The organism is Streptomyces sp. GL_140 (assembly GCF_057834465.1).
Genome location: NZ_CM174404.1, coordinates 3,454,633 through 3,478,856, shown reverse-complemented (window position 1 = coordinate 3,478,856; position 24,224 = coordinate 3,454,633). Strand labels below are relative to the sequence as shown.

The window sequence follows — 24,224 nt, the reverse complement described above, 5'->3', positions numbered from 1 at the left end:
CCGGACCCCCGCGCCTCAAACGCCGGCGGGGCTGGATTTCGCTGCGGCCAGGGTCATGCCGACCGCCACCGTCGCCGCCGCCAGCAGGCCCGCGTACAGGACGGCGTAGGAGCCGGCCCAGGTGCAGGCGAGCACCACGAGGGCGGAGACCGGCAGGGTCAGTTGCTGGGCGAGGCCCCGCTTGAAGTGGCGGGAGTGCAGCAGCCAGACCATCAGCAGGAAGAGCGCCGACGGGACGGTGACGGCCGCGTTCGCGGCGAGCTGCGAGACGTGCGCCTTGCCCACCGCGTGCTCGACCGCGACCTCGATGCCCGCGCCGATCGCCGCACCCGAGCCGAAGATCAGCAGGTGCCCGTAGCCCCAGGGGATCGCCTCGCGGTTGGAGGTCAGCCGCTCGTGCATGGGCACGGCGAAGTAGATCCACCAGGCGGCGAAGACGATCAGCAGCCCGCCGGCGGCGATGGGCAGCAGTTGGCCCAGGGCCTCGTGCTCGTCGATGGCGGACTTCACTGCCACGGTGCTCGCGGAGATCGTCTCGCCGAGCACGATGATCGTGAACAGGCCGTAGCGCTCCACGATGTGGTGGGCGTGCCACGGCGTCTGGTGACCCCGCTCGGCCACCACCGGTACGAGCAGTTCCGCGGCGGCCACGATCAGGAACAGCCAACGCTTGGCGTCGTCCGGGGCGAACAGCAGCGCCACCCAGCCGGCCTGGCAGACGACCAGCCCGGCCGCGTACTTCAGGGCCGCGGTGCGGGCCTCGCCGCTCTCGCCGGATGCGGCCCGGAGCCACTGGGCGGTGAGCGCGACGCGCATGATCAGGTAGCCGATGACGGCCACCGTCCAGTCGTTCTTGTCGAACGCGGAGCCCACGCCCGCCGCGTAGACGAGCACGCCGGCGATCTGGACGAGCGTCGCGATCCGGTACGGCACGTCGTCGCAGTCGTAGGCGGAGGCGAACCACGTGAAGTTCATCCACGCCCACCACACGCCGAAGAAGACGAAGAAGTAGCCGATCACACCGGTGCCGGGATGTCCCTCGGCCAGGGCGTGCACGAGCCGGGCGCCCGCCTGCGCGATCGCGACGACGAAACACAGGTCGAAGAACAGCTCCAGCGGGGTCGAGGCGCGATGGCCCTCGTCCCGGCTGCGGGCGGTCATGGGTACGTAAGCCAGAGCCATACCGCCCAGGACAGCAGCCCTCCGGGGCTCAGCAGGCGAGGCGCGCGGCCCTCAGCGCCCGTGTGCCCCGGGCGGACTCGTAGCGGCTCAGCACCAGCCGGGCCAGGCGCGGATGGTCGGCCAGCGGCTCCGAGACCGTCCAGGCGCCCGAGCCGTTCAGGGCGTGCGTGAAGCGGCCCGGGGCCAGCAGGTGCGCCGCGACCGCGATCCGGCGGTGCCCGGCGGCCTGGAGGAGGGCCAGCGCCTCGGCGACGGTGGGACCGGCCGAGGTGAGGTAGGCGGGGAGAACCGGGACGGGGTCGGGGCCGCTGTCGTACTCCAGCAGGGCGGCCAGCTGGGCCGCGCAGGCCTGCGTACCCGCATTGCCGCCGGGTCGGGAGGAGCCGGCGCTGGCCACGACCACCGCGTCGGCCCGGGTGTAGGGGCCGCGTCGGCGCTCGGCGTCGCGCAGGCGGCTGTGCAGGGCGCGGGCGACGTCGCGCTCTCCGCTGAGGCCCTCGGTGAGCACGCAGCCGGTGCCCTCCAGGACGGCGGGGATGTCGACGCGGCGGTGGAAGCCGTCGCCGAGGAGCAGCGGGACGACCACCGAGCGCGGGTGTTCCCGTACGACCTCGGCGAGGGAAGGGCGCTGCACGTCGAGGTGGCCGACGAGCGCGTGGACCCCGCTGACGGCCTCGATGGCGGCGGTCAGGCGGGCGATGGTCGCGGCGGCGGCCGGGGCCGCGCTGCCGTGGACGGCGAGTACGAGCATGTGGTCTGCCTCCCTGGTCCCTCGTTCCACGCTAGGCGGGCCGCGGGCCGCGGGGACCCCGGCCAAGGGCCCCTGTCGCAGGTCGGAGGTCCTGTGCGAAAGAGGCCCGTCTCCCCGGCCCGAGGGGCCCTTTTCGGTCGTCCGGAGCTGTGGGGCGGACCTACCGTCGAAAGGTCGGAATGTATGTACGCGTGACCTCCTTGCCCGGCCTTTCCGGGCGCCGAGGAGCGCGCGGCGCAGGGACACGGAGTGAGACCCATGGGGCAGACGCTGGTTGTCATCGGCCACGGCATGGTGGGACACCGCCTGCTGGAGGCGCTCGCCGAGCGCGACGCGCTCGCCGACCCCGCCGGCCCGGAGCGCGGTGGCTGGCAGGTCACGGTCCTCGCGGAGGAGGAGCGCCCGGCCTACGACCGTGTGCACCTGTCCGCGGCGTTCACCGGCTCCACCGGCGCGGAGCTCTCCCTGGTCGAGCCCGGCTTCCTGGAGAAGTACGGCATCGACCTGCGGCTCGGCGACCCGGCCGAACTGGTCGACACCGCCGCCCGCACCGTCACCGCCCGCTCCGGGCAGGTCTTCTCCTACGACGCACTGGTGCTGGCGACCGGCTCCTACCCCTTCGTGCCTCCCATCGACGGCGCCGACGCTGAAGGCTGCTTCACGTACCGCACGCTCGACGACGTCGAAGCCCTGACCGCCTACGCCGCCGACGGCGCGGCCCGCACCGGTGTGGTCATCGGCGGCGGGCTCCTCGGCCTGGAGGCGGCGGGCGCGCTGCGCACGCTCGGACTGACCACGCACGTCGTGGAGTTCGCTCCGCGGCTGATGCCGCTCCAGGTCGACGACGGCGGCGCGGCCGCCCTGCGGGCCACCATCGAGTCCATGGGCGTGGCCGTGCACACCGGCGTCGGCGCGGCCGGGGTGCAGATCCACCCCGACGGGCGGGCGCAGGCGCTGCGGCTGACCAACGGCGAGGAGATCAGCTCCGACGTCGTGGTCTTCTCCGCCGGTGTGCGCCCGCGCGACCGCCTCGCCCGCGAGTGCGGCCTGGCGGTCGGCGACCGCGGCGGGGTCGTCGTGGACGGCCACTGCCGTACCAGCGACCCCTACGTCTACGCGATCGGCGAGTGCGCGCAGACCGTCGACGGCAAGGTGTACGGGCTGGTCGCGCCCGGCTACCAGATGGCCGAGACGGTCGCCGAGGCCCTCGCGGGAGCCGGCGAGCTGACCTTCACCGGAGCCGACACCTCCACCAAGCTCAAGCTGATGGGCGCCGACGTGGCCTCCTTCGGCGACCCGTTCGCCCCCGAGGGCCGCGACGGGGCCGTCTCGGTGGTCTTCTCCGACGCCCGCGAAGGCGTGTACAAGAAGCTGCTGCTCGGCCCCGACGGCTCCCTCCTCGGCGGGATCCTGGTCGGCGACGCGGAGGCGTACGGCTCGCTGAAGCCGCACGCGGGCCGCCGGCTGCCGGCTCCGCCGGAGGCCTTCATCCTTCCGTCGACCGAAGGCGTGGCACTGCCCGGCGCGGACGCGCTGCCCGACGAAGCGGTGGTGTGCAGCTGCCACAACATCACCAAGGGGCGGGTGCGCGAAGCGGTCGTCGCGGAGTCCCTCACCGACATCGGCGGCATCAAGAAGTGCACCAAGGCGGGCACGGGCTGCGGCGGCTGCATCGGCACGCTGCAGGCGGTCCTGGACGCCGAACTGGCCGCGGCCGGCATCGAGAAGCCGCGCGGGCTGTGCGAGCACTTCACCCTGACCCGGGCGGAGATCTACGAGAAGATCCGCACCGAGCGCATCCGCAGCTTCAGCGAGCTGCTGGAGACCTACGGCGAGGGCGGCGAGGGCTGCGCCGTCTGCAAGCCGGTCGTCGCGAACGTGCTCGGCACCCTCGCCCCGGACCTCGGCCTCGGGCACATCCTGGCGGGCGAGCAGGCGGCCCTGCAGGACTCCAACGACCTCTTCCTCGCCAACCTCCAGAAGGACGGCACCTACTCGGTGATCCCGCGCGTCGCGGGCGGGGAGATCACGGCCGAGCAGGTCATCGCGCTGGGCGAGGTGGCCCGGGACTACGGCCTCTACACGAAGATCACCGGCGCGCAGCGGATCGGCCTCTTCGGGGTCCACAAGGAGCAGCTGCCCGACATCTGGCGGCGGCTCGGCGGGGCCGGCTTCGAATCCGGACAGGCCTACGGCAAGTCCCTGCGCGCGGTGAAGTCCTGCGTGGGAGCCCGCTTCTGCCGCTTCGGGCAGGGCGACTCGATCCAGCTCGCCATCGACCTGGAGCTGCGCTACCGGGGTCTGCGCACCCCGCACAAGTTCAAGGGCGGCGTCTCCGGCTGCCTGCGCGAGTGCGCGGAGGCGCGGGGCAAGGACATCGGCGTCATCGCCACCGCCAACGGCTGGAACCTGTACGTCGGCGGCAACGGCGGCGCGACCCCGCGCCACGCCGACCTGCTGGCCTCGGACCTGAACACGGCCGAACTCTTCGCGCTGCTCGACCGGTTCCTCATGTACTACATCCGCACGGGCGAGCGCCTGGAGCGCAGCGCGGCCTGGCTGGAGCGGCTCGGTGGCGCCGCGGCCGGGATGGAGCACCTCAGGGAGGTGCTGATCGAGGACTCGCTCGGGATCTGCGCGGAACTGGAGGCGCAGATGGAGCGCCACGTAACGGCGTACGAGGACGAGTGGGCGGCGGTCCTGGAGGACCCGGCGGCGCTGGAGCGCTTCGGGACCGTGGACTTCGGGGCGTCCGGGGCCGTGGGCGCGTCGGTCGCGGACTCGCTGGAGCCGGGCCGCGGGCGCACGGCGGTGCTGCCCGACGGCACGCAGGCCGCGGTCTTCAAGGACCGAGCCGGCGAGGTCTACGCGGTGGGCAACCGGGACCCCTTCTCGGGCGCCGATGTCATCGCCAACGGGATCATGGGCTCGCGCGACGGAGTGCCGGTCGTGGCCTCGCCGATGCACAAGCAGGTCTTCGACCTGCGGACGGGCGTCTGCCTGGACGACCCCGAGGTGTCCCTGCCGCTGGTGGAGCTCGCGCCTTAAGGCTCTGCGGGCACCGTACCAACGTCGTGTGGGCGGCGGGACTTTGTCCTGTCGTCCACACGACGTTGTCCCCTGACGGGAGGCGCCCCCGCAGGCGGACCCTAAGAAGGTCAGGACTCGCAGCTTCATTCTTCTCAACTCCTCCGAACGTTCAGGACATGTCATGAGTTCCGCCAAGCAGGACGTGCGCTCGGCGACCAGCCGAGTGCAGGCGCCCGATCCGGCGCAGTACCGCCCCGGCCGCACCATCACGGAGTGGACGCCCGAGGATCCGTCCTTCTGGCAGTCCACCGGCAAGAAGGTCGCCACCCGCAACCTGTGGATCGCGGTGCCGGCCCTGCTGGTGGCCTTCGTGGTCTGGCAGGTCTGGAGCATCACGGCGACCAACCTGAAGGACGTCGGCTTCGGCTTCTCGCAGTCGCAGCTGTTCTGGCTGACGGCCGTCCCCGGCATCACCGGCGGAACCGCCCGCATCTTCTACACCTTCATCGGCCCGATGATCGGCCAGCGCCGCTTCACGGCGGTCTCCACCGTCGTGCTGATCGTGCCGCTGCTGTGGCTGGGCTTCGCGGTGCAGAACCCGGACACCTCCTACGGCACGATGGTCGCCATCGCCGCGCTCTGCGGCATCGGCGGCGCCAACTTCTCCTCCTCCCTGGCCAACATCGGCTTCTTCTACCCGAAGCAGGAGAAGGGCAACGCGACCGGCATCAACGGCGGCCTGGGCAACCTGGGCGTCTCGGTGGTCCAGCTGCTCACCCCGATCCTGATCACCACCTCGGTCCTGGCGATCGGCGCGGGCCAGAAGAAGGCCAACGGCTCGGAGATCTACCTCCAGAACGCCGCCTTCGTCTGGGTCCCGGTCCTGATCGTGCTGGCCGCCGTCGCGTGGTTCGGCCAGAACGACCTGAAGGTCGCCTCCACCCCCTTCAGCCAGCAGAAGATCATCTTCAAGCGCAAGCACAACTGGCTGATGACCTGGCTCTACGTCGGCACCTTCGGCTCCTTCATCGGTTTCGCGGCGGCGCTCCCGCTGCTGATCAAGACCACCTTCCCGGCGTACTCCGTGGCCACCTACGCCTGGATGGGCCCGGCGCTCGGCGCGCTTTCCCGCTGGGCCGGCGGCTGGATCGCGGACAAGTTCGGCGGAGCGCGGGTGACGATCCTGTCCTTCGTGGGCATGGCTGCCTCGATCATCGGTGTCATCACCTTCCTCCCAGCCGGTTCCGACCAGGGTTCTTTCCAGGGCTTCTTCCTCTGCTTCCTGTCGGCGTTCTTCTTCTCGGGCATCGGCAACGGCTCGACCTTCCGCCAGATCCCGGTCATCTTCCGCGGCCAGCACCTGGCCGGTCTGACGGAGGGCACCCCGGAGTACGCGAAGGGCCTCAAGCAGGCCGAGATCGAGTCCGGCGCGGTGACCGGCTTCACCGCGGCCATTGCCGCCTACGGTTTCTTCTTCATCCCGGCGATGTTCGCCAACTTCGCCGTGACCAGCGCGATGTGGGGCTTCGTCGCCTTCTACGCCAGCTGTGTCGTCGTGGCCTGGTGGTTCTACGCCCGCCCCGGCGCGGAGGCGCCCAGCTAGTCGGTAGCCCTGGCCGGGCCGGCCCGGGTGTGGTTCGGGACCTCCGCTCCAGCGGAACCCGACCCCGCCCGGGCTTCTCGGGGCCCGGCCCCCTTGGGGGCTGCGCCCCGCCCCCGACCCGGCCCGGCCGCGGCTCCCTCCCCAACCTCCCGCAGATTCTTGTGAAAGTTTTCACAAGCACACGAAGGACCTTTGACCTGCTCAAAGTGCCAGGTCAGCGGGGATGGGGGAGGGTTGGGTCCGGGGATCGCGGGACCTTCGGGCTCCAGCTCGGGACCAACGCGGCGCCAAATGATCGATCAAAAGGCGTGCAATGGATACAAGCAATGAGGCGACTGAAGAAGGTGCGGGCGATGACTGCCACCCCTGCGGAAACCACGAAGAACGGCGAGGCCTGGAACGGCTTCAAGGGCGGTCTGTGGCGTGACGCCATCGACGTCCGCGACTTCATCCAGCAGAACTACACGCCGTACGAGGGTGACGACACCTTCCTCGCCGGCCCCACCGAGCGCACCACCGCCGTGTGGAAGGCGATCACGGACAAGTTCCCGGAGGAGCGCGAGAAGGGCGTCTACGACGTCGCGTACGACATCCCGTCGACGATCACCGCGCACGGCCCCGGTTACATCGACCGCGACAAGGACCTGATCGTCGGCCTCCAGACGGACGCCCCGCTCAAGCGCGCGATCATGCCCTACGGCGGCTGGCGCATGGTCGCCGGCGCCCTGGAGACCTACGGCTACCCGGTCTCCGACGACCTGGAGAAGGTCTTCACGGAGTACCGCAAGACCCACAACGCCGGTGTCTTCGACGCGTACACCCCCGACATCCGCGCAGCCCGCAAGGCAGGCATCGTGACCGGTCTGCCGGACGCGTACGGCCGCGGCCGCATCATCGGCGACTACCGCCGCGTGTCCCTCTACGGTGTGGACCGCCTCATCGCCTTCAAGAAGGAGGAGAAGGAGGAGATCAACTCCCTTCCCGCGGGCAACCGCTCGCTGGAGGAGACGATCCGCCTGCGCGAGGAGCTCTCCGAGCAGATCCGCGCCCTCGCCGAGCTCAAGGCGATGGCCGCCTCCTACGGCTACGACATCTCCGGCCCGGCCACCACCGGCCGCGAGGCCATCCAGTGGCTGTACTTCGCGTACCTGGCCGCCGTGAAGGAGCAGAACGGCGCGGCCATGTCGCTGGGCCGCACCTCCACCTTCATCGACGTCTACCTCCAGCGCGACATCGAGGCCGGCATCCTCACCGAGGAGCAGGCCCAGGAGCTGGTCGACGACTTCATCATCAAGCTCCGCATCGTGCGCTTCCTGCGCACCCCGGAGTACGACGAGCTCTTCTCCGGCGACCCCACCTGGGTCACCGAGTCGATCGCCGGCATGGGTGAGGACGGCCGTCCGCTGGTCACCAAGACCTCGTTCCGCTACCTCCACACCCTCTACAACCTCGGCCCGGCCCCCGAGCCGAACATGACGGTCTTCTGGTCGCCCCAGCTGCCGCAGGGCTTCAAGGAGTTCTGCGCCCGGGTCTCGATCGACACCTCCTCGGTGCAGTACGAGTCCGACGAGCTGATGCGCCCGCGCTTCGGTGACGACACGGCCATCGCCTGCTGCGTCTCGGCGATGCCCGTCGGCAAGCAGATGCAGTACTTCGGCGCCCGCGTGAACGTCGCCAAGACCCTGCTCTACGGGATCAACGGCGGTCGGGACGAGAAGTCCAGCGCCCAGGTCGGCCCCTCGACCGGTGCGATCACCTCCGACGTGCTGGACTACGACGAGGTCATGGTCAAGTTCGACGAGCAGATGGAGTGGCTCGCCGACACGTACGTCCACGCGCTGAACGTCATCCACTACATGCACGACAAGTACGCGTACGAGCGCATTGAGATGGCGCTCCACGACCGCGACGTGCGCCGCACCATGGCCTGTGGCATCGCCGGCCTCTCGGTCGCCGCCGACTCGCTGTCCGCCATCAAGTACGCCAAGGTCACCGCCGTGCGCGACGAGACCGGACTCGTCACCGACTACACCATCGAGGGCGACTACCCGGCCTACGGCAACAACGACGACCGGGTCGACTCGATCGCCGTCTGGCTGGTCGAGGAGTTCATGAAGAAGGTGCGCAAGCACCCGACCTACCGCAACTCCGAGCACACCCAGTCCGTGCTGACCATCACCTCGAACGTGGTCTACGGCAAGAAGACCGGCAACACGCCGGACGGACGCCGCGCCGGCGAGCCGTTCTCCCCGGGTGCCAACCCGATGAACGGCCGCGACACCCACGGCTACGTCACCTCGGCGCTGTCGGTCGCCAAGCTCCCCTACGAGGACGCCGAGGACGGCATCTCGCTGACCAACACCGTCACCCCCGACGGCCTGGGCCGCACCCCCGAGGAGCGGATCAAGAACCTGGCGGGCGTCCTCGACGGCTACATGGCGGTCGACGGTTTCCACATGAACGTGAACGTGCTCAACCGCGACACGCTCATGGACGCCATGGAGCACCCGGAGAACTACCCGCAGCTGACCATCCGGGTCAGCGGTTACGCGGTCAACTTCGTCCGCCTCACGCGCGCTCAGCAGCTCGACGTGCTGAACCGCACCTTCCACGGCTCTCTCTGACCTTCGGGAGAGCCCCACGAACCGCGCGGCCCGGGGCCGGCCCTCACCCGGCCCCGGGACCGCGCGTCACCAGATCAGTCAGCGGAATCTGGAAGCTGGAGCACCTGCCATGACCGTCCTCTTCGGTACGAGCCTTCCCATCGGCCACGCCAACGCCATCAGCGTGAGCGCGGGCCAGACTCCCGCCGCCGCCGCGACCCAGCGGCCGAGCGAGGGCACGGTGCACTCCTGGGACCTGTCGACCGGGGTCGACGGCCCGGGGACCCGGTTCGTGACCTTCCTGTCCGGCTGCCCGCTGACCTGCCTGTACTGCCACAACCCCGACACCATGCGGATGCGCAACGGGAAGCGCACCTCGGCCGACGACGTCATCGCCGAGGCCCGCAAGTACACCAAGTTCATCTCCGCCTCCGGGGGCGGCGCCACCATCTCGGGCGGCGAGCCGCTGCTCCAGCCGGTGTTCGCGGGCGAGCTGCTGCACCGGATGAAGAACGACCTCGGGCTGCACACCGCCCTGGACACCTCGGGCTTCCTGGGGGCCCGCGCCACCGACGCGCTGCTGCGCGACGTGGACCTGGTCCTGCTGGACATCAAGTCCTGGGACCGGGAGACGTACAAGAAGGTGACCAGCCGGCCCCTGGAGCCCACCCTGGACTTCGCCCGCCGTCTCGCCGACCTCGGCAAGGAGGTGCACCTGCGCTTCGTGCTGGTGCCGGGGCTGACCGACGCCCGGGAGAACATCGAGGGCGTCGCCGCCTTCGCGGGCACCCTCGGCAACGTCTCCCGGGTGGACGTACTGCCCTTCCACAAGCTGGGCGAGAGCAAGTGGGAGGCGCTGGACATGAAGTTCACCCTCCACGACACGCCGTCGCCGACTGCCGGACAGGTCGCCGAAGCGAAGGCGATCTTCGCCGCGCAGGGGCTGAACGCGGTCTGAGCCGTCGGGGCGGAAGGGGCGCAAGGGGCCCTCTGCCACCCGTAGGGGCCCGCGCCCGTACGGTGCACCCGAAAGCCCGACAAAACGGGCTAAAACTGTACAGGCCACCTAGCGTGGTGCTGTGCCCGAGCCCTCAGATGTCATCGATGCCGCGCCGCCTCCCTCGGTGCCCGAGACCCCGCCGCCGGCCGGGCGGTCCGTGACCGCACGGGCCACCCTGGCCGGCACCGTCGTCTCGCTCCTGCTCATCCTCGCGATCGTGCTTGGCAGCCGGCTGCTGCGCGACTTCGACTCCGCACTGCTGCCCTACGCCGTGGCCACCGTCTTCCTGGCCTTCGGCGTGGCCTACCGCTACACCGTGTGGGTCTCGGCTCCCGGGGCGCGCCGCCTCTTCAAGAAGGGCTTCGGCAGCTTCTTCTCGGTCGAGAACTTCCGCAAGGCACCCACCGCCCTGCCGAAGATGATCGCCACCTACCTCGGATTCCAGAAGTTCCTCGGTGCCCGCTCGCGGCCCCGCTGGATCGCCCACCAGCTCATGTTCTGGGGCTGCCTGCTCGCAGCGGCGATCACCTTCCCGCTGACCTGGGGCTGGTTCACCTTCACCGGGGACAGCGCCACGGGGCCCGGATACGAGATGCGGATCTGGGGCATCAAGGTCCTCGGCTTCAACTCGCTGAACATCCTGGGCTGGCTGATGTTCCACGGCCTGGACATCGCGGCCGTCCTCGTCATCCCCGGCGCCACGTACTTCCTGTGGCGGCGGATGAAGGACCGCGGCGCCATCACCGGCCAGCGCTTCGCCTATGACCTGCTGCCGCTGATCTGCCTGATCGTGATCTCCGTGACCGGTCTGCTGCTGACCTTCTCGTCGATCTTCCTGCACGGCGGCGGATACGAGTTCCTCGCGATCCTGCACATGGTGTCGGTGGTGTTCACCCTCATCTACATCCCGTTCGGGAAGTTCTTCCACATCGTGCAGCGCCCGGCCGCCGTCGGCATGCAGGTCTTCAAGTACACCTCCCGGCAGGGCGAGGAGCCCTTCGCCTGCAAGCGCTGCGGAGAGGCCATCGACACGGCCCCGTACGTGGAGAACCTGCGCGGCACCATGAAGGACCTGAAGCTCGACTTCGACGCCTTCGTCGAATACTGCCCGCGCTGCAAGAGGTTGCTGCGCGGCAGCGTCTACCTGGCCCATGTCAAGAAGGGCTTCAATTGAAACCTCCCGCTCCCGGAGGAGGGGATTCCTGGCTCACGTCGCCTGGTCGGACCAGCGGCCCGTCAGGTCTTCCACGATCAGCGCCAGCCGGGTTGAGACCAGCCCGGGGAGCAGCAATGCAAAGGGTGATCCGCGTGCTTGGTTCTCGCTACGCACCGCCCGCAAACCAAGCTACCCGCTTCTGTCGTGGCGCGAGCCCGTTTCCTGAAGACGGCGCAATTCTCCGGAGGCCCAAGTGACCGCGACGGACCCCGACAAGGCCGCGTCCCGGCCCGTACCCATCTCCATCGACCCCTCCATCGCCCCGCCCGGCACCCGCAACTTCCGCGACGCAGGCGGCATCCCGGCCGACAAGTGGCACGCCGACCAGAACGGCGAGACCCTCGTCCCCACCCACTGCTGCTTCTGCGGAGTGCAGTGCGGGATGTACCTGCGCGTCGACAAGGGCGGCAAGGTCTTCGGCGTGGAGCCGCGCAACCACGACATCAACCGGATGCGGCTGTGCCCCAAGGGCATCAACGCCTACCAGCAGGTCAACCACCCCGACCGGCTGACCGCTCCGCTGATGCGGCGCTCGCGCGACGAGGAGTTCAAGGAGTGCTCCTGGGACGAGGCGCTGGACTTCACCGTCTCCGAGGTCCGCCGCATCCAGGCCGAGTACGGCAACGACGCCTTCGGGCTGCTCGGCGGGGCCAGCCTCTTCTCCGAGAAGACCTACCTGGTCGGCAAGTTCGCCCGGGTCGCGCTGAAGACCAAGCACGTCGACTACAACGGCCGCCTGTGCATGGTCAGCGCCGCCGGGGCCAACAAGCTGGCCTTCGGCATCGACCGGGCCGGCAACCCCTTCTCCGACATCCTCCTCTCCGACTGCCTGCTCATCGCCGGGTCCAACGTGGGGGAGTGCTTCCCCGTGATGACCCAGTACCTGTGGGGCGCACGGGACCGGGGAGCCACCCTGATCGTGATCGACCCGCGCGAGACGGCCGTCGCCCGCACCGCCGACATCCATGTCGCGCTCAAGCCCGGCACCGACTCGGCCTTCTTCAACGCCGTGCTCAACGTGGTCATCGACCAGGGGCTCACCGACGAGGCCTACCTCGCCGCCAACACCACCGGCTGGGAAGAGGTCAAGAAGACCGTCGCCGAGTACCCGCCCTCCCGCTCCGCCGAGATCTGCGGGATCCCGGCCTCCCAGATCGTCCAGGTGGCACGCGTCTTCGCGGGCGCGGACAGGGCCATGGCCTGGCACGCCCGGGGCATCGAGCACCACTCCCAGGGCGTCGAGAACTGCCTGTCCGTCATCAACCTGTGCGTGGCCACCGGCAACATCGGCAAGCCCGGCGCCGGCTACGGCACCATCACCGGCCAGGGCAACGGTCAGGGCGGCCGCGAACACGGCCAGAAGTCCGACCTCCTGCCCGGCGGCCGCTCCATCACCAACCCGGAGCACCGCAAGCAGATCTGCCAGATCTGGGGCATCGAGGAGTCCGAACTCCCCGGCGCCGGCACCTCCATGATGGAGATGGTCTGGCAGATGCAGCGCAAGGAGATCCGCGGGCTCATCGGCATCTGCAACAACCCCTTCGTCTCGCTCCCCAACTACGCGGTGGTCAAGGACGGCTACGACACCGCCGAGTTCCACGCCCAGTTCGACTTCTTCCTCTCCGAGACCGCGGCCAACGCGCACGTGGTCTTCCCCGTCACCACCTGGGCCGAGGACGAGGGCGTGATGGCCAACGCCGAGGCCCGCGTGGTCAAGCACAACAAGGCCCAGGAACCCCCGGCCGGGGTGCGCACCGACACCTGGGTCATCTGCGAGCTCGCCCGCCGGCTCGGCGCCGGGCAGCACTTCGACTTCCCCGGCTCCCGCGAGGTGTTCGAGGAGCTGCGCATCGCCTCCGCCGGAACGGTCAACGACTACTACGGCATCACCTACGACCGCCTGGACGAGACCGGCGGGATCGTCTGGCCCTGCCCGTCCACCGAGCACCCCGGCACGCCCCGGCTGTTCGAGGACGGCAAGAGCTACCACGCCGACGGCAAGATCCACATGCAGGTCGTGGAATGGCATCCGCCCATGGACGCCTACACCGAGGAGTTCCCCCTCTCCCTCACCACCGGCCGCACCGTCGCGCACTTCCTCTCGGGCAACCAGACCCGGCGCCTGGGCGCCCTCGTCGAGCAGACCCCCCGACCCTGGGTGGAGGTCCACCCCTCGCACGGGTTCAGGAACGGAGACCCGGTCCGGGTGGTCACCCGCCGCGGCAGCGAGGTCTTCCCGGCCCTGGTCACCGAGGCCATCCGCCCCGACACGGTCTTCATCCCGTACCACTGGCCCGTCCCGACGGCCGCGAACGCCTTGACCATCGACGCCCTCGACCCCCGCTCGAAGATCCCCGAGTACAAGGTCTGCGCCGCCCGGATCGAGGCCGCCGAGCGGGTGGACGAGGTCCCCGCGCCGCCCACCGCACCGGGCCACGAGGCCTATCCGGAGGCCCAGGTCTCCCGCACCGACCCCCTGCCCCCCACGTCCCCGCAGGGCCGTGGCACGGCGGAGAGGAGCTGACCCGCCATGATGGGCCGCACGATCTTCATCGACCCGGGTCGCTGCATCGGCTGCCAGGCCTGCGTCTCGGCCTGCCGGGAGTGCGATTCGCACCGCGGCAAGTCGATGATCCATCTGGACTACACCGACCCCGGCATCTCCGTCGCCTCCCTTCCGTCCGTCTGCATGCACTGCGAGGACCCGGTTGCGCCCTGCGCCGAGGTCTGTCCCGCCGACGCGATCCTGGTGACCGCCGACGGAGTGGTCCAGCAGGCCGACACCACCCGCTGCATCGGCTGCTCCAACTGCGTCAACGCCTGCCCCTTCGGCATCCCGAAGATCGACCTCCAGGCGAAGCTGCAGATGAAGTGCAACCTCTGCTACGACCGCACCGCCTACGGCCTCGCCCCCATGTGCGCGACCGTCTGCCCGACCGGCGCCCTCTTCTACGGAACCCTCGAAGAGCTCCAGGCGGAGCGCCCCGGGGTCCAGGTCGCCGACTCCTTCGTCTTCGGCGACGTGGTCGTCCAGACCGGCGTGGCCATGGTCGTGCCGGCCGACAAGGTCCAGTGGCCCGTGCCCGGCGGCCTGCCCGTCGTCGAGATCAACGGAAGGGACGTCCGATGAGCGTCACCGAACAGCCCCCTCCGCATCCAGGCTCGGGCCCCGACGACGGCGCCGCTGCCGACGCGGCGGTCGCGCAGCTGCGAGACCGGATCAGCGCGGACTCCCTCACCACCCGCCGCGACTACCTGCGGATCGTCGCCACCGTCTCCGGTGGCCTGGCCATCGGCGGTGTCGGGGTCGCGGCCGGCATCCTGCACCGGCACGGCGACAGCGAGCACCTGCCCAACCCGAAGAAGGTCACCGACCAGCTGGCACCCGGCCAGTCCGTGGCCTTCCGCTTCCCCGGCGAGGACGACCGGGCGCTGGCCGTGCGGCTCGCGGACGGCTCCCTCGTGGGCTACTCCGCCGTCTGCACCCACCTGGCCTGCGGCGTGCTGTGGCGCGAGGACCGGGGCGCCGACGGGGAGCTGTACTGCCCCTGCCACGAGGGCGTCTTCGATGCCCGCACCGGCGAGGTGACGGCCGGCCCGCCACCTCGTCCGCTGCCCAGGATCTTCCTGACCGAGCAGGCCGACGGCAGCGTCTGGGCCGTCGCCACCGCCCGGTCGGGAGAGCCGGCCAAGGAAGCACTGTGCCGGCAGTTCAGCGAATCCCGCCCGGACGAGGCCGCCCGCCTGGGCTGCCCCGGGGCGGGCCGCGCCGGAGCCCCCGAGAGGCGGCCCACATGAGTGATGCACGCCTGCCGCCCCGGCCGGAGTACCACCCGGGCAGCGCCCAACCACGGCTCAACCGGCCGGTGCACGAGCGGTACCCCCAGATCCGCTCCACCAGCGGGTACGGGGACCCCCGGATCCGGCACACGGGCCCGGGCCCGGGAGCGGGCACCGAGCAGGAGCCCGAGCGCTCCTCGAAGCTCAACGCGCGTCTGGCACTGGCCCTCACCGTCGTGATCGGCCAGCTCTGGGCGCTGACGGTGACCGTCAACGAGTGGATGAAGGGAAACACCGGCACGGCCTGGTGGGGGGCGGGATTCCTGATCCTGTCCTTCCTCGCCGTGATCGGACTGTGGCTCCTCGACCCGAAGGACCGATGACCATGTCGATACCCACGCCGACCCCGTCGCCTCCGCGCAGCCACCGGGCGGAGACCTACAAACCCGGGGCCACCATCGCCGACTGGCGGCCCGAGGACGAGAGCTTCTGGCAGTCCACGGGCCACCGGGTCGCCCAGCGCAACCTCTGGGTCTCGATCCCCGCGCTGATGCTGGGATTCGTGGTCTGGCAGGTCTGGTCCGTGACCGTGGTCAAGCTGAACGACGTCGGCTTCGACTTCTCGAAGTCGCAGCTGTTCTGGCTGACCGCCATCCCCGGCATCACGGGCGGCACCTTCCGGATCCTGTACACCTTCATCGGGCCGATCTTCGGCGAACGGAAGTTCACCGCGTTCAGCACGATCATCCTGGTCGTGCCGATGCTGTGGCTGGGCTTCGCGCTCCAGAAGAGCAGCACCCCGTACTGGGAGCTGGCGCTGATCGCGGCCGTCTGCGGAATCGGCGGCGCGAACTTCGCCTCCTCGATGGCCAACATCGGCTTCTTCTTCCCCAAGCGGGAGAAGGGCAGCGCCAACGGCCTCAACGGCGGCCTCGGCAACCTCGGCGTGAGCGTGGTCCAGCTGGTCGCCCCGCTGGTGATCACCGCCGCCGTCCTGGGCGCCCCCGCGGGCGGCCCGCAGCACGACGGGAAGAAGAACACCGACATCTGGCTGCAGAACGGCGCCTTCCTCTGGGTGCCGCTGCTGGTCATCATGGCGCTGGCCGCCTGGTTTCTGATGAACGACCTCAAGGTGGCGGCGGCCCCCTTCAGCCAGCAGAAGATCATCTTCAAGCGCAAGCACAACTGGCTGATGACCTGGCTCTACGTGGGCACCTTCGGGTCCTTCATCGGCTTCGCCGCCGGTCTGCCCCTGCTGATCAAGAACAACTTCGAGGCGCAGGGCTACCAGGCCACCACCTACGCCTGGATCGGCCCGTTCATCGGGGCGCTCACGCGCTGGGGCGGCGGCTGGCTCTCGGACAAGATCGGCGGGGCCAGGGTCACGATCCTGTCCTTCGTCGGTATGGCGGCGGCCCTGGTCGTGGTGATCTTCGCGCTGCCGGCCGGCGGCCAGGAGGGCAACTTCTGGGCCTTCTACGTCGGCTTCCTGGTGGCCTTCGCCTTCTCCGGCCTGGGCAACGGCTCGACCTTCCGGCAGATCCCGGTCATCTTCCGGGACCACCACATGAAGGCGGCCGAGGGCCAGGGCCCCGAGGTACAGGCCGCGGCGCTGAAGCAGTCGGAGATGGAGGCGGGCGCCGTCACAGGCTTCTCCTCGGCCATCGCCGCCTACGGCTTCTTCTTCATCCCCGCGATGTTCGCGGCCATGGCCGTCACCAACGCCCTGTGGATCTTCATCGGCTTCTACGTCACCTGCCTGGTGGTGTGCTGGTGGTTCTACGCCCGCAAGGGCGCCGAGGCCCCGAGCTGATCGGGACCGGTGGCGGGGGCGGCCGTACCCTGGAGGCATGAGTGACGCCCCCGCCACCGACCCGCAGGATTCCCCGGCCGCGCAGGATGCACCGGCCCCGCAGGGCCCGAAGCCCACCAAGCCGAAGCCGCGGCTGGTCTTCGACGACCCGCTGGACCAGCAGTCCTCGGACGACACCGACCGCGGCTGGGGCGAGCGGCCCCCCGCCGGCGGGAGCGCGGCCGACCTGGCCCGCTTCCTCGACGAGAAGCCGCCGCACCACGTCTGATCCGTCCGGCCCGCTAGACCCGCGGCCCGTAGCCGCCGGGGACGTTGGTGCCACCGCCCGCGCCGCGCTGGGCGACCAGCTCGTCCCGGATCTCCTTGAGGACCACCAGCTCGGTGATCTCCATGGTCTCCTGGATGCCTTCCTTCGCCCGGCGGCGCTGCTCCACCTTGGCGAGGTACTTCGCCATCGGCAGCACCATAAGGAAGTAGACGACCGCGGCGGTGATCAGGAAGCTGAGCGTCGCGTTCAGCACCGAGCCCCACATGATGTTGACGCCGATGGGGTCCCCCTTCGGGTCGACGCCGCAAGGGCCCTTCAGGCACGAGGAGTAGACATCCAGGTTCTTCGTCCCGATGGCGCCCACCAGCGGGCTGATGATCCCCTTCACCACGGAGTTCACGATGTTCGTGAACGCGGCACCGATGACCACGGCGACCGCCAGGTCGACCACGTTGCCGCGCATCAGGAAGGCCTTGAAGCCTGCCAGGACGCTCTCCTTCTTCTTCTCGCTCACCGCTGAGCCTTTCTTCGAGTGTGCCGAACATGGAGCCAACGGTTCCGAAAGCTACGGCAGTCCGGGCCAGGCATGTCCAATCGACGCCCACCTTTAGGTGACTTGACAGTGCATTTGTGCGATTCAACACAGAGTCACCGCCAGTCGGGATACAGTGCCCGCCCCCACCAGGTCCCGCGCGGTCTCCCGGGGCACGGACAGGACCACCAGGGCCCCGTCGTCCCCAACGCCCTTCTCGGGGGCGGGCACTTCGGCCACTCGGGCCCCTGCGGCCACCACTCGGGGCGGTCCGCCGCGCTCCGCCGCGACCACGTCCACGTGGTCGCCGGGCCGCAGCAGTCGCACCGTCGCCGCGTCGGCGATCCGCACCGGCGCCGACACCATCCGCACCGGCGCCCGGGGCGCCGCCTGCCGGGAGGCCCGCACCTCGGGCGGCGCGGAGCCCCGCGAGGCCTGGGCATCGGTTCCGCCCACCGCCAGCGCGGCCGCGGCGACGGCCAGCCCGGCCGCGGCGCCACGCCGCCGACGCCGCACGGCCCTGCGCAACCGGTCTCCGCCCCGACCCACCCGGAGCGGAGGGAAGGGCGGTACGGAGCGCGCGGGGGGACACATAGCGGAAAGGGGGCGGGAAGGGCTCGGGGACGGGGTGCGGGAGGGATCGGGGGACGGGGTACGGGACTTCGCGGTCATGACGCCACCACCAGACGCAGTGAGATCCGATGCCCGGACCCGGCGCCCGGACACCCCTCACGATCCACCGCCCCGCCGGATCCCGCTCCGCCCTGTGCACGGTCCCCAGCTTGTGGATATCGCCGTCACCCACAGGAGTTGTGCACAGGGGTTACGCACAGGTCGCAGGACCTACCCGCCGCCGCGATCCGCCGCAGCGCCGCCACCGGATCCGGGGCCCGCGTCACCGACCGCCCCACCACGACGTGCGAGGCCCCGGCCGCAAAGGCGCCCCATGGCGTCCCGGCACGGACCTCGCCGTCGGCCTTCCCGCCCGGCCGCCCTCCACGGCAGCCATTGTGCGGGCCCGCGGCGAGGCCCATGGGCCCGTGGTGCGGCCCGCGGTGTGGCCCGTGGTGCGGGTCAGCGCCCCGCCGGCACCTGGCAGGACTCGGAGAAGCCCTGGCTGGTCAGGCCGAAGGCGCTGTTGACGCGCGAGCGCAGATTCTCGAGCGCGACCATGGCGGTCAGCTCGACGAAGGCGGCCTCGCCGAGGCGGGAGACGAGTTCGGCGGCGAGCTCGTCGGTGACGGTGGGCTCGGTCTCGGTCATGGCCTCGGCATACTCCATGACCAGCAGCTCGAGATCCGTGTACACCTCCCGGGACTCGCGCCACACCGGGACCTTCTCGGCCTTCTCGGGAGCCAGCCCGATCTTGCCGCCCTCCCAGTAGCCGAAGTCCATGCACCACGAGCAGTTGATCCGGGAGGCCGTGGCCATCACCGCGAGGTGCTTCAGCCCGGCGTCGAGGGCGTTCCACTTCGCCACGCGCTGTTCGAGGAGGGCGTAGGAGAGGAGGACGCGGGGGTTGTGCCCGTACGCCTGGCCGGGCTCCAGCACCTTGCCGTAGGTGCGGCGCGAGTACCAGGAGCCGAAGCGGTTGAAGAGGGTGCTGGGCGGGGTGAGGGAGATGCGGGCCATGGCTGGTGCCTCCTGGATCGGACGGTCGGTCTCGGCGGTTGGTCGCCCTTCACCAGCTGAGACCGGACAGCCCCGCGGAATGTGACACCAGCCGACGACCGACTTGCCGAAGCCGACCGCCCGCCCCGCCTACGGCAGCTCGATGCCCAGGTCCCAGCCGTCGTGCGCGTGCGTGCACAGGCAGTCGCGGGATTCCGTCGGGGGCAGGGCGGCCACCGCGTCGAAGAGGACCTCGCGCAGCCGGCCGACGTTCTCGCCGAAGACCTTCAGGACCTCCGTGTGGGAGACCCCCTCGCCCGTCTCGGCGCCCGCGTCGAGGTCCGTGACCAGGGCCATCGAGGTGTAGCAGAGCCCCATCTCGCGCGCGAGCACCGCCTCCGGGTGGCCGGTCATACCGACGACCGACCAGCCGGCCGCCGCATGCCACTGCGATTCGGCGCGGGTGGAGAAGCGGGGGCCCTCGATGACGACCATGGTGCCGCCGTCCACCGGCTCCCAGGAGCGGCCGCGCGCGGCCGCCAGGGCCACGGACCGGCCGACCGGGCAGTAGGGGTCGGCGAAGGTGGTGTGCACGACGTTGGGGACGGATCCGCCGGGGAGAGGCTCGCCGTCGAAGAAGGTCTGCGCACGGGACTTCGTACGGTCGACCAGCTGGTCGGGGACGAGCAGCGTGCCCGGACCGTACTCGGGGCGCAGGCCGCCGACCGCGCACGGGCCCAGCACCTGGCGGACGCCGACCGAGCGCAGGGCCCACAGGTTGGCCCGGTAGTTGATCTTGTGCGGGGGCACTGTGTGGCTGCGCCCGTGCCGGGGCAGGAACGCCACGGTCCGGCCCGCCAGCTCGCCCAGGTACAAGGAGTCGCTCGGGGGTCCGTAGGGGGTCTCGACCTGGATCTCGGAGACGTCCTCCAGGAAGGAGTAGAAGCCCGACCCGCCGATGACACCGATCTCTGCATTCGCCATGCGACCCACCCTAAAGGGGGACAGCGGGACGGGTCCCGTCCCGGGGGACCCGGGCGGGCATGCCGAAGGCCCCGGGTCCGGAAGGACGACGGGGCCTCGGGTGAAGCGCGTGAAGCCGTGGTCAGGCGGCCGAGGTGCTCGACGACGAGGAAGAACTCGACGAGGAGGACGAGGACGAGCTCGCCGAGGACGAGGGCGAGGACGTCGACGAGGACGCGGCCGGGGTGGCGGCCGACGTCGACGCGGGCTTCGAGGCAGGGGTGCTGCTCGACGAGGCGCCGCGGCTGTCGTTCCGGTAGAAACCGGAGCCCTTGAAGACGATGCCGACCGCGGAGAACACCTTCTTCAGGCGTCCGTCACAGCTCGGGCACACGGTCAGTGCGTCATCGGTGAACTTCTGCACGGCCTCAAGGCCCTCACCGCACTCGGTGCACTGGTACTGGTAGGTCGGCACGAATTTCCTCCTGGCACTCTGACTCAATGAGTGCTAACGACGCTCCATGGTGACGTATTCCGGCGGATCAGTCCACCGTCACCGGCACGCGGTGACCCAGACCACGCTCGTTCACACCCGCGGAGGGTGCCTTCGAGGCGGCCGGGGCGGCTGCCTGGGCGGCAGCCGGCCTGGACGAGCTGACGATCCGGCTCGGGGCCTTCGGAGCCAGCTTCGCACGCAGCGTCAACAGGATGGTCAGCGCGAGTGCGGTGGCCACCAGCGGCACGAGGAAGCCGTACGAGGACCCGTGGGCGTCCGTCAGGCGCCCGGCCAGGGTCACGGCGCCGGCCTGCCCGAAGGCGACCGCTCCGGTGAGCCAGGTGAAGGCCTCGGTGCGCGAGGTGGCCGGGATCAGCTGCTCGATCATGGTGTAGCCGGTGATCAGCGCGGGGGCGATGCACAGTCCGACGACCAGGCCGAGCGCGCCGAGCAGGATCATCGAGTGGGCGGCCCACAGGACCGAGGCGGCCGCGGTGAGGCCGATGTAGCCGAGGATCAGGCGGCGGCGCGGGCCGATCTTCCAGGAGATCGCACCGCAGGCGATGCCCGCGATCATGTTGCCCGTGGCGAAGACGCCGTAGAGCAGGCCGTTGGCGCCGGGGTTGCCGATCTCCTCGGAGAAGGCGGCGAGCGACACCTGCATGCCGCCGAAGACGGCGCCGATGCCGATGAAGGCGATGATCAGGACGCGCAGCCCGTGGAAGGACAGGGCCGAGGCGTGCTTCTCGCCGTTCGCCGGACGGGCGACGGGCTTGGGCTGCGTGGCGCGCCGGGCGGCGAAGAGCAGGCCGCCGATCAGGGTCAGCGCGGCCTCGGTGACCAGGCCCGCGGCCGGGTTGATGCCGGTGCACAGCGCGGTGGCGAGCACCGGGCCGACGACGAAGGTGAACTCGTCGGTGACGGACTCGAACGCGGCGGCCGTGGGCAGCAGCGGGGAGCCCTCGAGCTTGGCCGCCCAGCGGGACCGGACCATGGGGCCGACCTGCGGAACGGAGGCACCGGCGGGGACGGCCGCCAGTGCGAGCGCCCAGACGGGCGCACCCAGCAGCGCGAACGCCGCCAGGGAGCTGACTGCGGTGGCGTGCGCGAGGGCCACCGGGACCAGTACGGCGCTCTGGCCGTGGCGGTCGATGAGCTTGCCCATGACGGGAGCGAAGAGCGCCATGGAGATGCCGGTCACGGCGGCGACGATGCCGGCGCTGCCGTAGGAGCCGGTGGTGTGCTGGACGAGCAGCAGGATGCTGATCGTCAGCATGCCGAAGGGGAGACGCGCGGCGAATCCCGGGAGAACGAAGCCGAGGGCGCCGGGCGTGCGCAGGAGCTGCCCGTAGCCGGGTCGGGTGGGCTTGGCGGACTTGTCGGTCGTGACCGCGGATGTCACGGCCTGGCCTTTCCGCTGCCTGGTAGAACTCCCCGTCTGCGGACGATGCACCGCCTTGTGAGCGATCGCACCCGTACATGTGGGAGCCCCGAGAGCTGTCCTCTTGCGCCGAACCGAGTGATACCTGGGCACCCACTGCGGGAGGGAGCCACGGCCGCTTTGCGGTCGCGCCAGCTCTGCGTCAGGCAGAGTTGGTTCGATGTGTTGTGCCTTTATCGTACAGGTAGATCGGCTTCCACGCCCTGTGATTCGGGCTACAGGGCGTGTCTTCACCTGCGATTAACTGGAACTTCGCATTCAAGCCATGGTTAAAGCGGGGTAAATCCAGACATAGAGCGTCGAAGATGGCCGAATTAGAGTGTTGCTCTAACTTTTGGTGCCGTCCCCGCCGGTCCCCAGCCACCCCGCCAGCTTGCCGCCGCGGGCCACCGCCCGAAGCCGCGCCTCCGCCGCGTCCCGTACCGGATCCGTGGCCACCACCAGCAGCTCGTCCCCGCGCCGCAGCACGGTCGACGGAGCCGGTACGAAGCTCTTCGCGTCCCGTACGACCAGCGTGACCGAGGCCCCCGGCGGCAGCCGCAGCTCGCTCACCTCCACGCCGTGCATGCGCGAGGCCGGCGGGATCGCGAAGGACAGCAGGTGCCCGCGCAGCTTCTCCAGCGGCGCCGATTCGATCCCCAGGTCGGAGGCGGTCTCGTCGCTGTCGCCGAGCTTCAGCTTGCCCGCCAGCCAGGGCAGGGTCGGGCCCTGGATCAGGGTGTAGACGACGACCAGGATGAAGACGATGTTGAAGACGCGCTCGCTGCCCTCGATCCCGGTCACCATCGGGATGGTCGCCAGGATGATGGGTACGGCGCCGCGCAGGCCGGCCCACGACATCAGGGCCTGCTCCTGCCAGGGGAGCCGGAACGGCAGCAGCGAGACGAAGACCTCCAGCGGCCGCGCCACCATGGTCAGGACCAGCCCGATGGTGACCGCCGGCCAGAAGTCCCCGGCCAGCTCGTGCGGGGTGACCAGCAGGCCGAGCAGGACGAACATGCCGATCTGGGCGATCCAGCCGAGCCCGTCCGCGAAGCCGCGGGTGGCCGGCCAGTGCGGCAGCTTGGCGTTGCCGAGGACCATCGCCGCCAGGTACACGGCGAGGAAGCCGGAGCCGTGGGCCATCGCGCCGGCCGCGTAGGCCGTGATGGCGATCGCCATGACCGCGATCGGGTAGAGACCGGAGGCGGGCAGGGCCACGTGCCGCAGCCCGTAGGAGCCCAGGAAGCCCACGGTCAGGCCGATGGCCGCGCCGATCGTCAGCTCCAGGGCGATCTTGCCGATGAGGACGTACCACTCGTCGACCGGACCGACGGTGGCGAAGGCCACGACCAGGATGACCACGGGTGCGTCGTTGAAGCCGGACTCGGCCTCCAGGACGCCCGTCACCCGGGAGGGGAGCGGGACCTTGCGCAGGACCGAGAAGACGGCCGCCGCGTCGGTCGAGGAGACGACCGCGCCGATCAGCAGGGCCTGGCGCCATTCGAGTCCGACCAGGTAGTGCGCGCCCGCCGCGGTCACGCTCACGCTGACGGCGACGCCGACCAGCGACAGCACGATCGCGGCCGGCAGGGCCGGCTTGATCTCTTTCCACTTGGTGCCCAGACCACCCTCGGCGAGGATCACGACGAGTGCGGCGTAGCCGATCACCTGGGTCAGCTCGGCGTTGTCGAATACGACGTTGCCTATGCCGTCCTGGCCTATCGCTATGCCTATGCCGAGGTAGATGAGCAGGCTGGGGAGGCCGCTGCGCGAAGAGATGCGTACCGCCGCGACGGCGACGAGCAGCACGAGCGAGCAGACCAGCAGTAGCTCGTTGAGCGTGTGGACAGTCAGCGGGCGGCCCTTTCCTCGACGTGCCTGGCGATGGCGGACCAACGATCGCGTCGGATGGATCGACGGATCGTTCCGGCACGGGCACGGACGGCAAGTACT

21 protein-coding genes are annotated in these 24,224 nt (G+C 70.2%); 11 read left to right on the top strand and 10 right to left on the bottom strand.

The features are described 5' to 3' along the window. Positions 1-15: 15 nt before the first annotated feature. Both AC3IYJ_RS16075 and AC3IYJ_RS16070 read right to left on the bottom strand, forming a co-directional pair. Complete coding sequence (locus AC3IYJ_RS16075; protein ID WP_489401966.1) at positions 16-1,182, bottom strand: low temperature requirement protein A; 1,167 nt, start codon at positions 1,180-1,182, stop codon at positions 16-18. A 28-nt stretch (positions 1,183-1,210) separates the two neighbouring features. Next, complete coding sequence (locus AC3IYJ_RS16070; RefSeq protein ID WP_489401965.1) at positions 1,211-1,933, bottom strand: sirohydrochlorin chelatase; 723 nt, start codon at positions 1,931-1,933, stop codon at positions 1,211-1,213. Between the two features lie 258 nt (positions 1,934-2,191). Here AC3IYJ_RS16070 and nirB point away from each other — a divergent pair, with 258 nt between their 5' ends. The 11 genes from nirB (at position 2,192) to AC3IYJ_RS16015 (ending at position 17,246) form a co-directional block, all read left to right on the top strand. Further along, positions 2,192-4,981 (top strand): nitrite reductase large subunit NirB, encoded by a 2,790-nt coding sequence (gene nirB / locus AC3IYJ_RS16065; RefSeq protein WP_489401964.1) that lies wholly within the window; start codon positions 2,192-2,194, stop codon positions 4,979-4,981. Positions 4,982-5,144: 163 nt separating this feature from the next. Continuing rightward, positions 5,145-6,566, top strand: a complete 1,422-nt coding sequence (locus AC3IYJ_RS16060; RefSeq protein ID WP_489401963.1) for an MFS transporter — start codon at positions 5,145-5,147, stop codon at positions 6,564-6,566. 353 nt (positions 6,567-6,919) lie between these two features. Beyond that, positions 6,920-9,190, top strand: coding sequence for a formate C-acetyltransferase (gene pflB / locus AC3IYJ_RS16055; RefSeq protein WP_489401962.1), 2,271 nt, complete (start codon positions 6,920-6,922; stop codon positions 9,188-9,190). A 109-nt stretch (positions 9,191-9,299) separates the two neighbouring features. After that, a complete protein-coding gene (gene pflA, locus AC3IYJ_RS16050; protein WP_489401961.1) occupies positions 9,300-10,127 on the top strand; it encodes a pyruvate formate-lyase-activating protein in 828 nt (275 codons plus the stop codon). A gap of 121 nt (positions 10,128-10,248) precedes the next feature. Next, the gene (locus AC3IYJ_RS16045; protein WP_489401960.1) at positions 10,249-11,343 is read left to right on the top strand and encodes an MFS transporter; all 1,095 of its coding nucleotides are present in this window, start codon (positions 10,249-10,251) and stop codon (positions 11,341-11,343) included. Positions 11,344-11,578: 235 nt separating this feature from the next. Next, positions 11,579-13,909 (top strand): molybdopterin oxidoreductase family protein, encoded by a 2,331-nt coding sequence (locus AC3IYJ_RS16040; RefSeq protein ID WP_489401959.1) that lies wholly within the window; start codon positions 11,579-11,581, stop codon positions 13,907-13,909. Positions 13,910-13,915: 6 nt separating this feature from the next. Then, positions 13,916-14,515 carry a 4Fe-4S dicluster domain-containing protein gene (locus AC3IYJ_RS16035; RefSeq protein ID WP_453388265.1) on the top strand — a complete coding sequence of 200 codons (600 nt, stop codon included), beginning with the start codon at positions 13,916-13,918 and terminating at the stop codon, positions 14,513-14,515. Beyond that, positions 14,512-15,183: a QcrA and Rieske domain-containing protein gene (locus tag AC3IYJ_RS16030; RefSeq protein ID WP_489401958.1), complete on the top strand. Its 672-nt coding sequence runs from the start codon at positions 14,512-14,514 to the stop codon at positions 15,181-15,183. The genes AC3IYJ_RS16035 and AC3IYJ_RS16030 overlap by 4 nt, the downstream gene beginning before the upstream one ends. Further along, positions 15,180-15,548, top strand: a complete 369-nt coding sequence (locus tag AC3IYJ_RS16025; protein WP_489401957.1) for a DUF6755 family protein — start codon at positions 15,180-15,182, stop codon at positions 15,546-15,548. Before AC3IYJ_RS16030 ends, AC3IYJ_RS16025 begins: the two co-directional genes overlap by 4 nt. 2 nt (positions 15,549-15,550) lie before the next feature. Continuing rightward, positions 15,551-16,978 carry a NarK family nitrate/nitrite MFS transporter gene (locus AC3IYJ_RS16020; RefSeq protein ID WP_489401956.1) on the top strand — a complete coding sequence of 476 codons (1,428 nt, stop codon included), beginning with the start codon at positions 15,551-15,553 and terminating at the stop codon, positions 16,976-16,978. A 37-nt stretch (positions 16,979-17,015) separates the two neighbouring features. After that, positions 17,016-17,246 carry a hypothetical protein gene (locus AC3IYJ_RS16015; RefSeq protein ID WP_489401955.1) on the top strand — a complete coding sequence of 77 codons (231 nt, stop codon included), beginning with the start codon at positions 17,016-17,018 and terminating at the stop codon, positions 17,244-17,246. Between the two features lie 13 nt (positions 17,247-17,259). Here the strand turns inward: AC3IYJ_RS16015 and mscL are convergent, their stop codons facing one another. From mscL to AC3IYJ_RS15975, 8 genes are all read right to left on the bottom strand, one after another. Next, positions 17,260-17,760, bottom strand: coding sequence for a large conductance mechanosensitive channel protein MscL (mscL, locus tag AC3IYJ_RS16010; protein WP_489401954.1), 501 nt, complete (start codon positions 17,758-17,760; stop codon positions 17,260-17,262). Between the two features lie 123 nt (positions 17,761-17,883). Further along, the gene (locus tag AC3IYJ_RS16005) at positions 17,884-18,450 is read right to left on the bottom strand and encodes a hypothetical protein (RefSeq protein WP_489401953.1); all 567 of its coding nucleotides are present in this window, start codon (positions 18,448-18,450) and stop codon (positions 17,884-17,886) included. 125 nt (positions 18,451-18,575) lie between these two features. Further along, positions 18,576-18,812 (bottom strand): orotidine 5'-phosphate decarboxylase / HUMPS family protein, encoded by a 237-nt coding sequence (locus tag AC3IYJ_RS16000; RefSeq protein ID WP_489401952.1) that lies wholly within the window; start codon positions 18,810-18,812, stop codon positions 18,576-18,578. Positions 18,813-18,852: 40 nt separating this feature from the next. Then, positions 18,853-19,410: a carboxymuconolactone decarboxylase family protein gene (locus tag AC3IYJ_RS15995; protein ID WP_489401951.1), complete on the bottom strand. Its 558-nt coding sequence runs from the start codon at positions 19,408-19,410 to the stop codon at positions 18,853-18,855. 129 nt (positions 19,411-19,539) lie between these two features. Continuing rightward, complete coding sequence (locus AC3IYJ_RS15990) at positions 19,540-20,373, bottom strand: S-methyl-5'-thioadenosine phosphorylase (protein WP_489401950.1); 834 nt, start codon at positions 20,371-20,373, stop codon at positions 19,540-19,542. A gap of 121 nt (positions 20,374-20,494) precedes the next feature. Then, complete coding sequence (locus AC3IYJ_RS15985) at positions 20,495-20,827, bottom strand: FmdB family zinc ribbon protein (RefSeq protein WP_489401949.1); 333 nt, start codon at positions 20,825-20,827, stop codon at positions 20,495-20,497. A 67-nt stretch (positions 20,828-20,894) separates the two neighbouring features. Next, entirely contained in the window at positions 20,895-22,250 is a 1,356-nt protein-coding gene (locus AC3IYJ_RS15980; RefSeq protein ID WP_489401948.1) for an MFS transporter, read from the bottom strand. Positions 22,251-22,616: 366 nt separating this feature from the next. After that, entirely contained in the window at positions 22,617-24,167 is a 1,551-nt protein-coding gene (locus tag AC3IYJ_RS15975) for a potassium/proton antiporter (RefSeq protein WP_489401947.1), read from the bottom strand. Positions 24,168-24,224: the final 57 nt, after the last annotated feature.

Excerpts from the sequence above, each read along its gene's own strand:
- AC3IYJ_RS16075 (WP_489401966.1), bottom strand. The coding sequence starts at position 1,182 with ATGGCTCTGGCTTACGTACCCATGACCGCCCGCAGCCGGGACGAGGGC.
- AC3IYJ_RS16070 (WP_489401965.1), bottom strand. The coding sequence starts at position 1,933 with ATGCTCGTACTCGCCGTCCACGGCAGCGCGGCCCCGGCCGCCGCCGCG.
- nirB (WP_489401964.1), top strand. The coding sequence starts at position 2,192 with ATGGGGCAGACGCTGGTTGTCATCGGCCACGGCATGGTGGGACACCGC.
- AC3IYJ_RS16060 (WP_489401963.1), top strand. The coding sequence starts at position 5,145 with ATGAGTTCCGCCAAGCAGGACGTGCGCTCGGCGACCAGCCGAGTGCAG.
- pflB (WP_489401962.1), top strand. The coding sequence starts at position 6,920 with ATGACTGCCACCCCTGCGGAAACCACGAAGAACGGCGAGGCCTGGAAC.
- pflA (WP_489401961.1), top strand. The coding sequence starts at position 9,300 with ATGACCGTCCTCTTCGGTACGAGCCTTCCCATCGGCCACGCCAACGCC.
- AC3IYJ_RS16035 (WP_453388265.1), top strand. The coding sequence starts at position 13,916 with ATGATGGGCCGCACGATCTTCATCGACCCGGGTCGCTGCATCGGCTGC.
- AC3IYJ_RS16030 (WP_489401958.1), top strand. The coding sequence starts at position 14,512 with ATGAGCGTCACCGAACAGCCCCCTCCGCATCCAGGCTCGGGCCCCGAC.
- AC3IYJ_RS16025 (WP_489401957.1), top strand. The coding sequence starts at position 15,180 with ATGAGTGATGCACGCCTGCCGCCCCGGCCGGAGTACCACCCGGGCAGC.
- AC3IYJ_RS16020 (WP_489401956.1), top strand. The coding sequence starts at position 15,551 with ATGTCGATACCCACGCCGACCCCGTCGCCTCCGCGCAGCCACCGGGCG.
- AC3IYJ_RS16015 (WP_489401955.1), top strand. The coding sequence starts at position 17,016 with ATGAGTGACGCCCCCGCCACCGACCCGCAGGATTCCCCGGCCGCGCAG.
- AC3IYJ_RS16005 (WP_489401953.1), bottom strand. The coding sequence starts at position 18,450 with ATGACCGCGAAGTCCCGTACCCCGTCCCCCGATCCCTCCCGCACCCCG.
- AC3IYJ_RS16000 (WP_489401952.1), bottom strand. The coding sequence starts at position 18,812 with ATGGGCCTCGCCGCGGGCCCGCACAATGGCTGCCGTGGAGGGCGGCCG.
- AC3IYJ_RS15995 (WP_489401951.1), bottom strand. The coding sequence starts at position 19,410 with ATGGCCCGCATCTCCCTCACCCCGCCCAGCACCCTCTTCAACCGCTTC.
- AC3IYJ_RS15990 (WP_489401950.1), bottom strand. The coding sequence starts at position 20,373 with ATGGCGAATGCAGAGATCGGTGTCATCGGCGGGTCGGGCTTCTACTCC.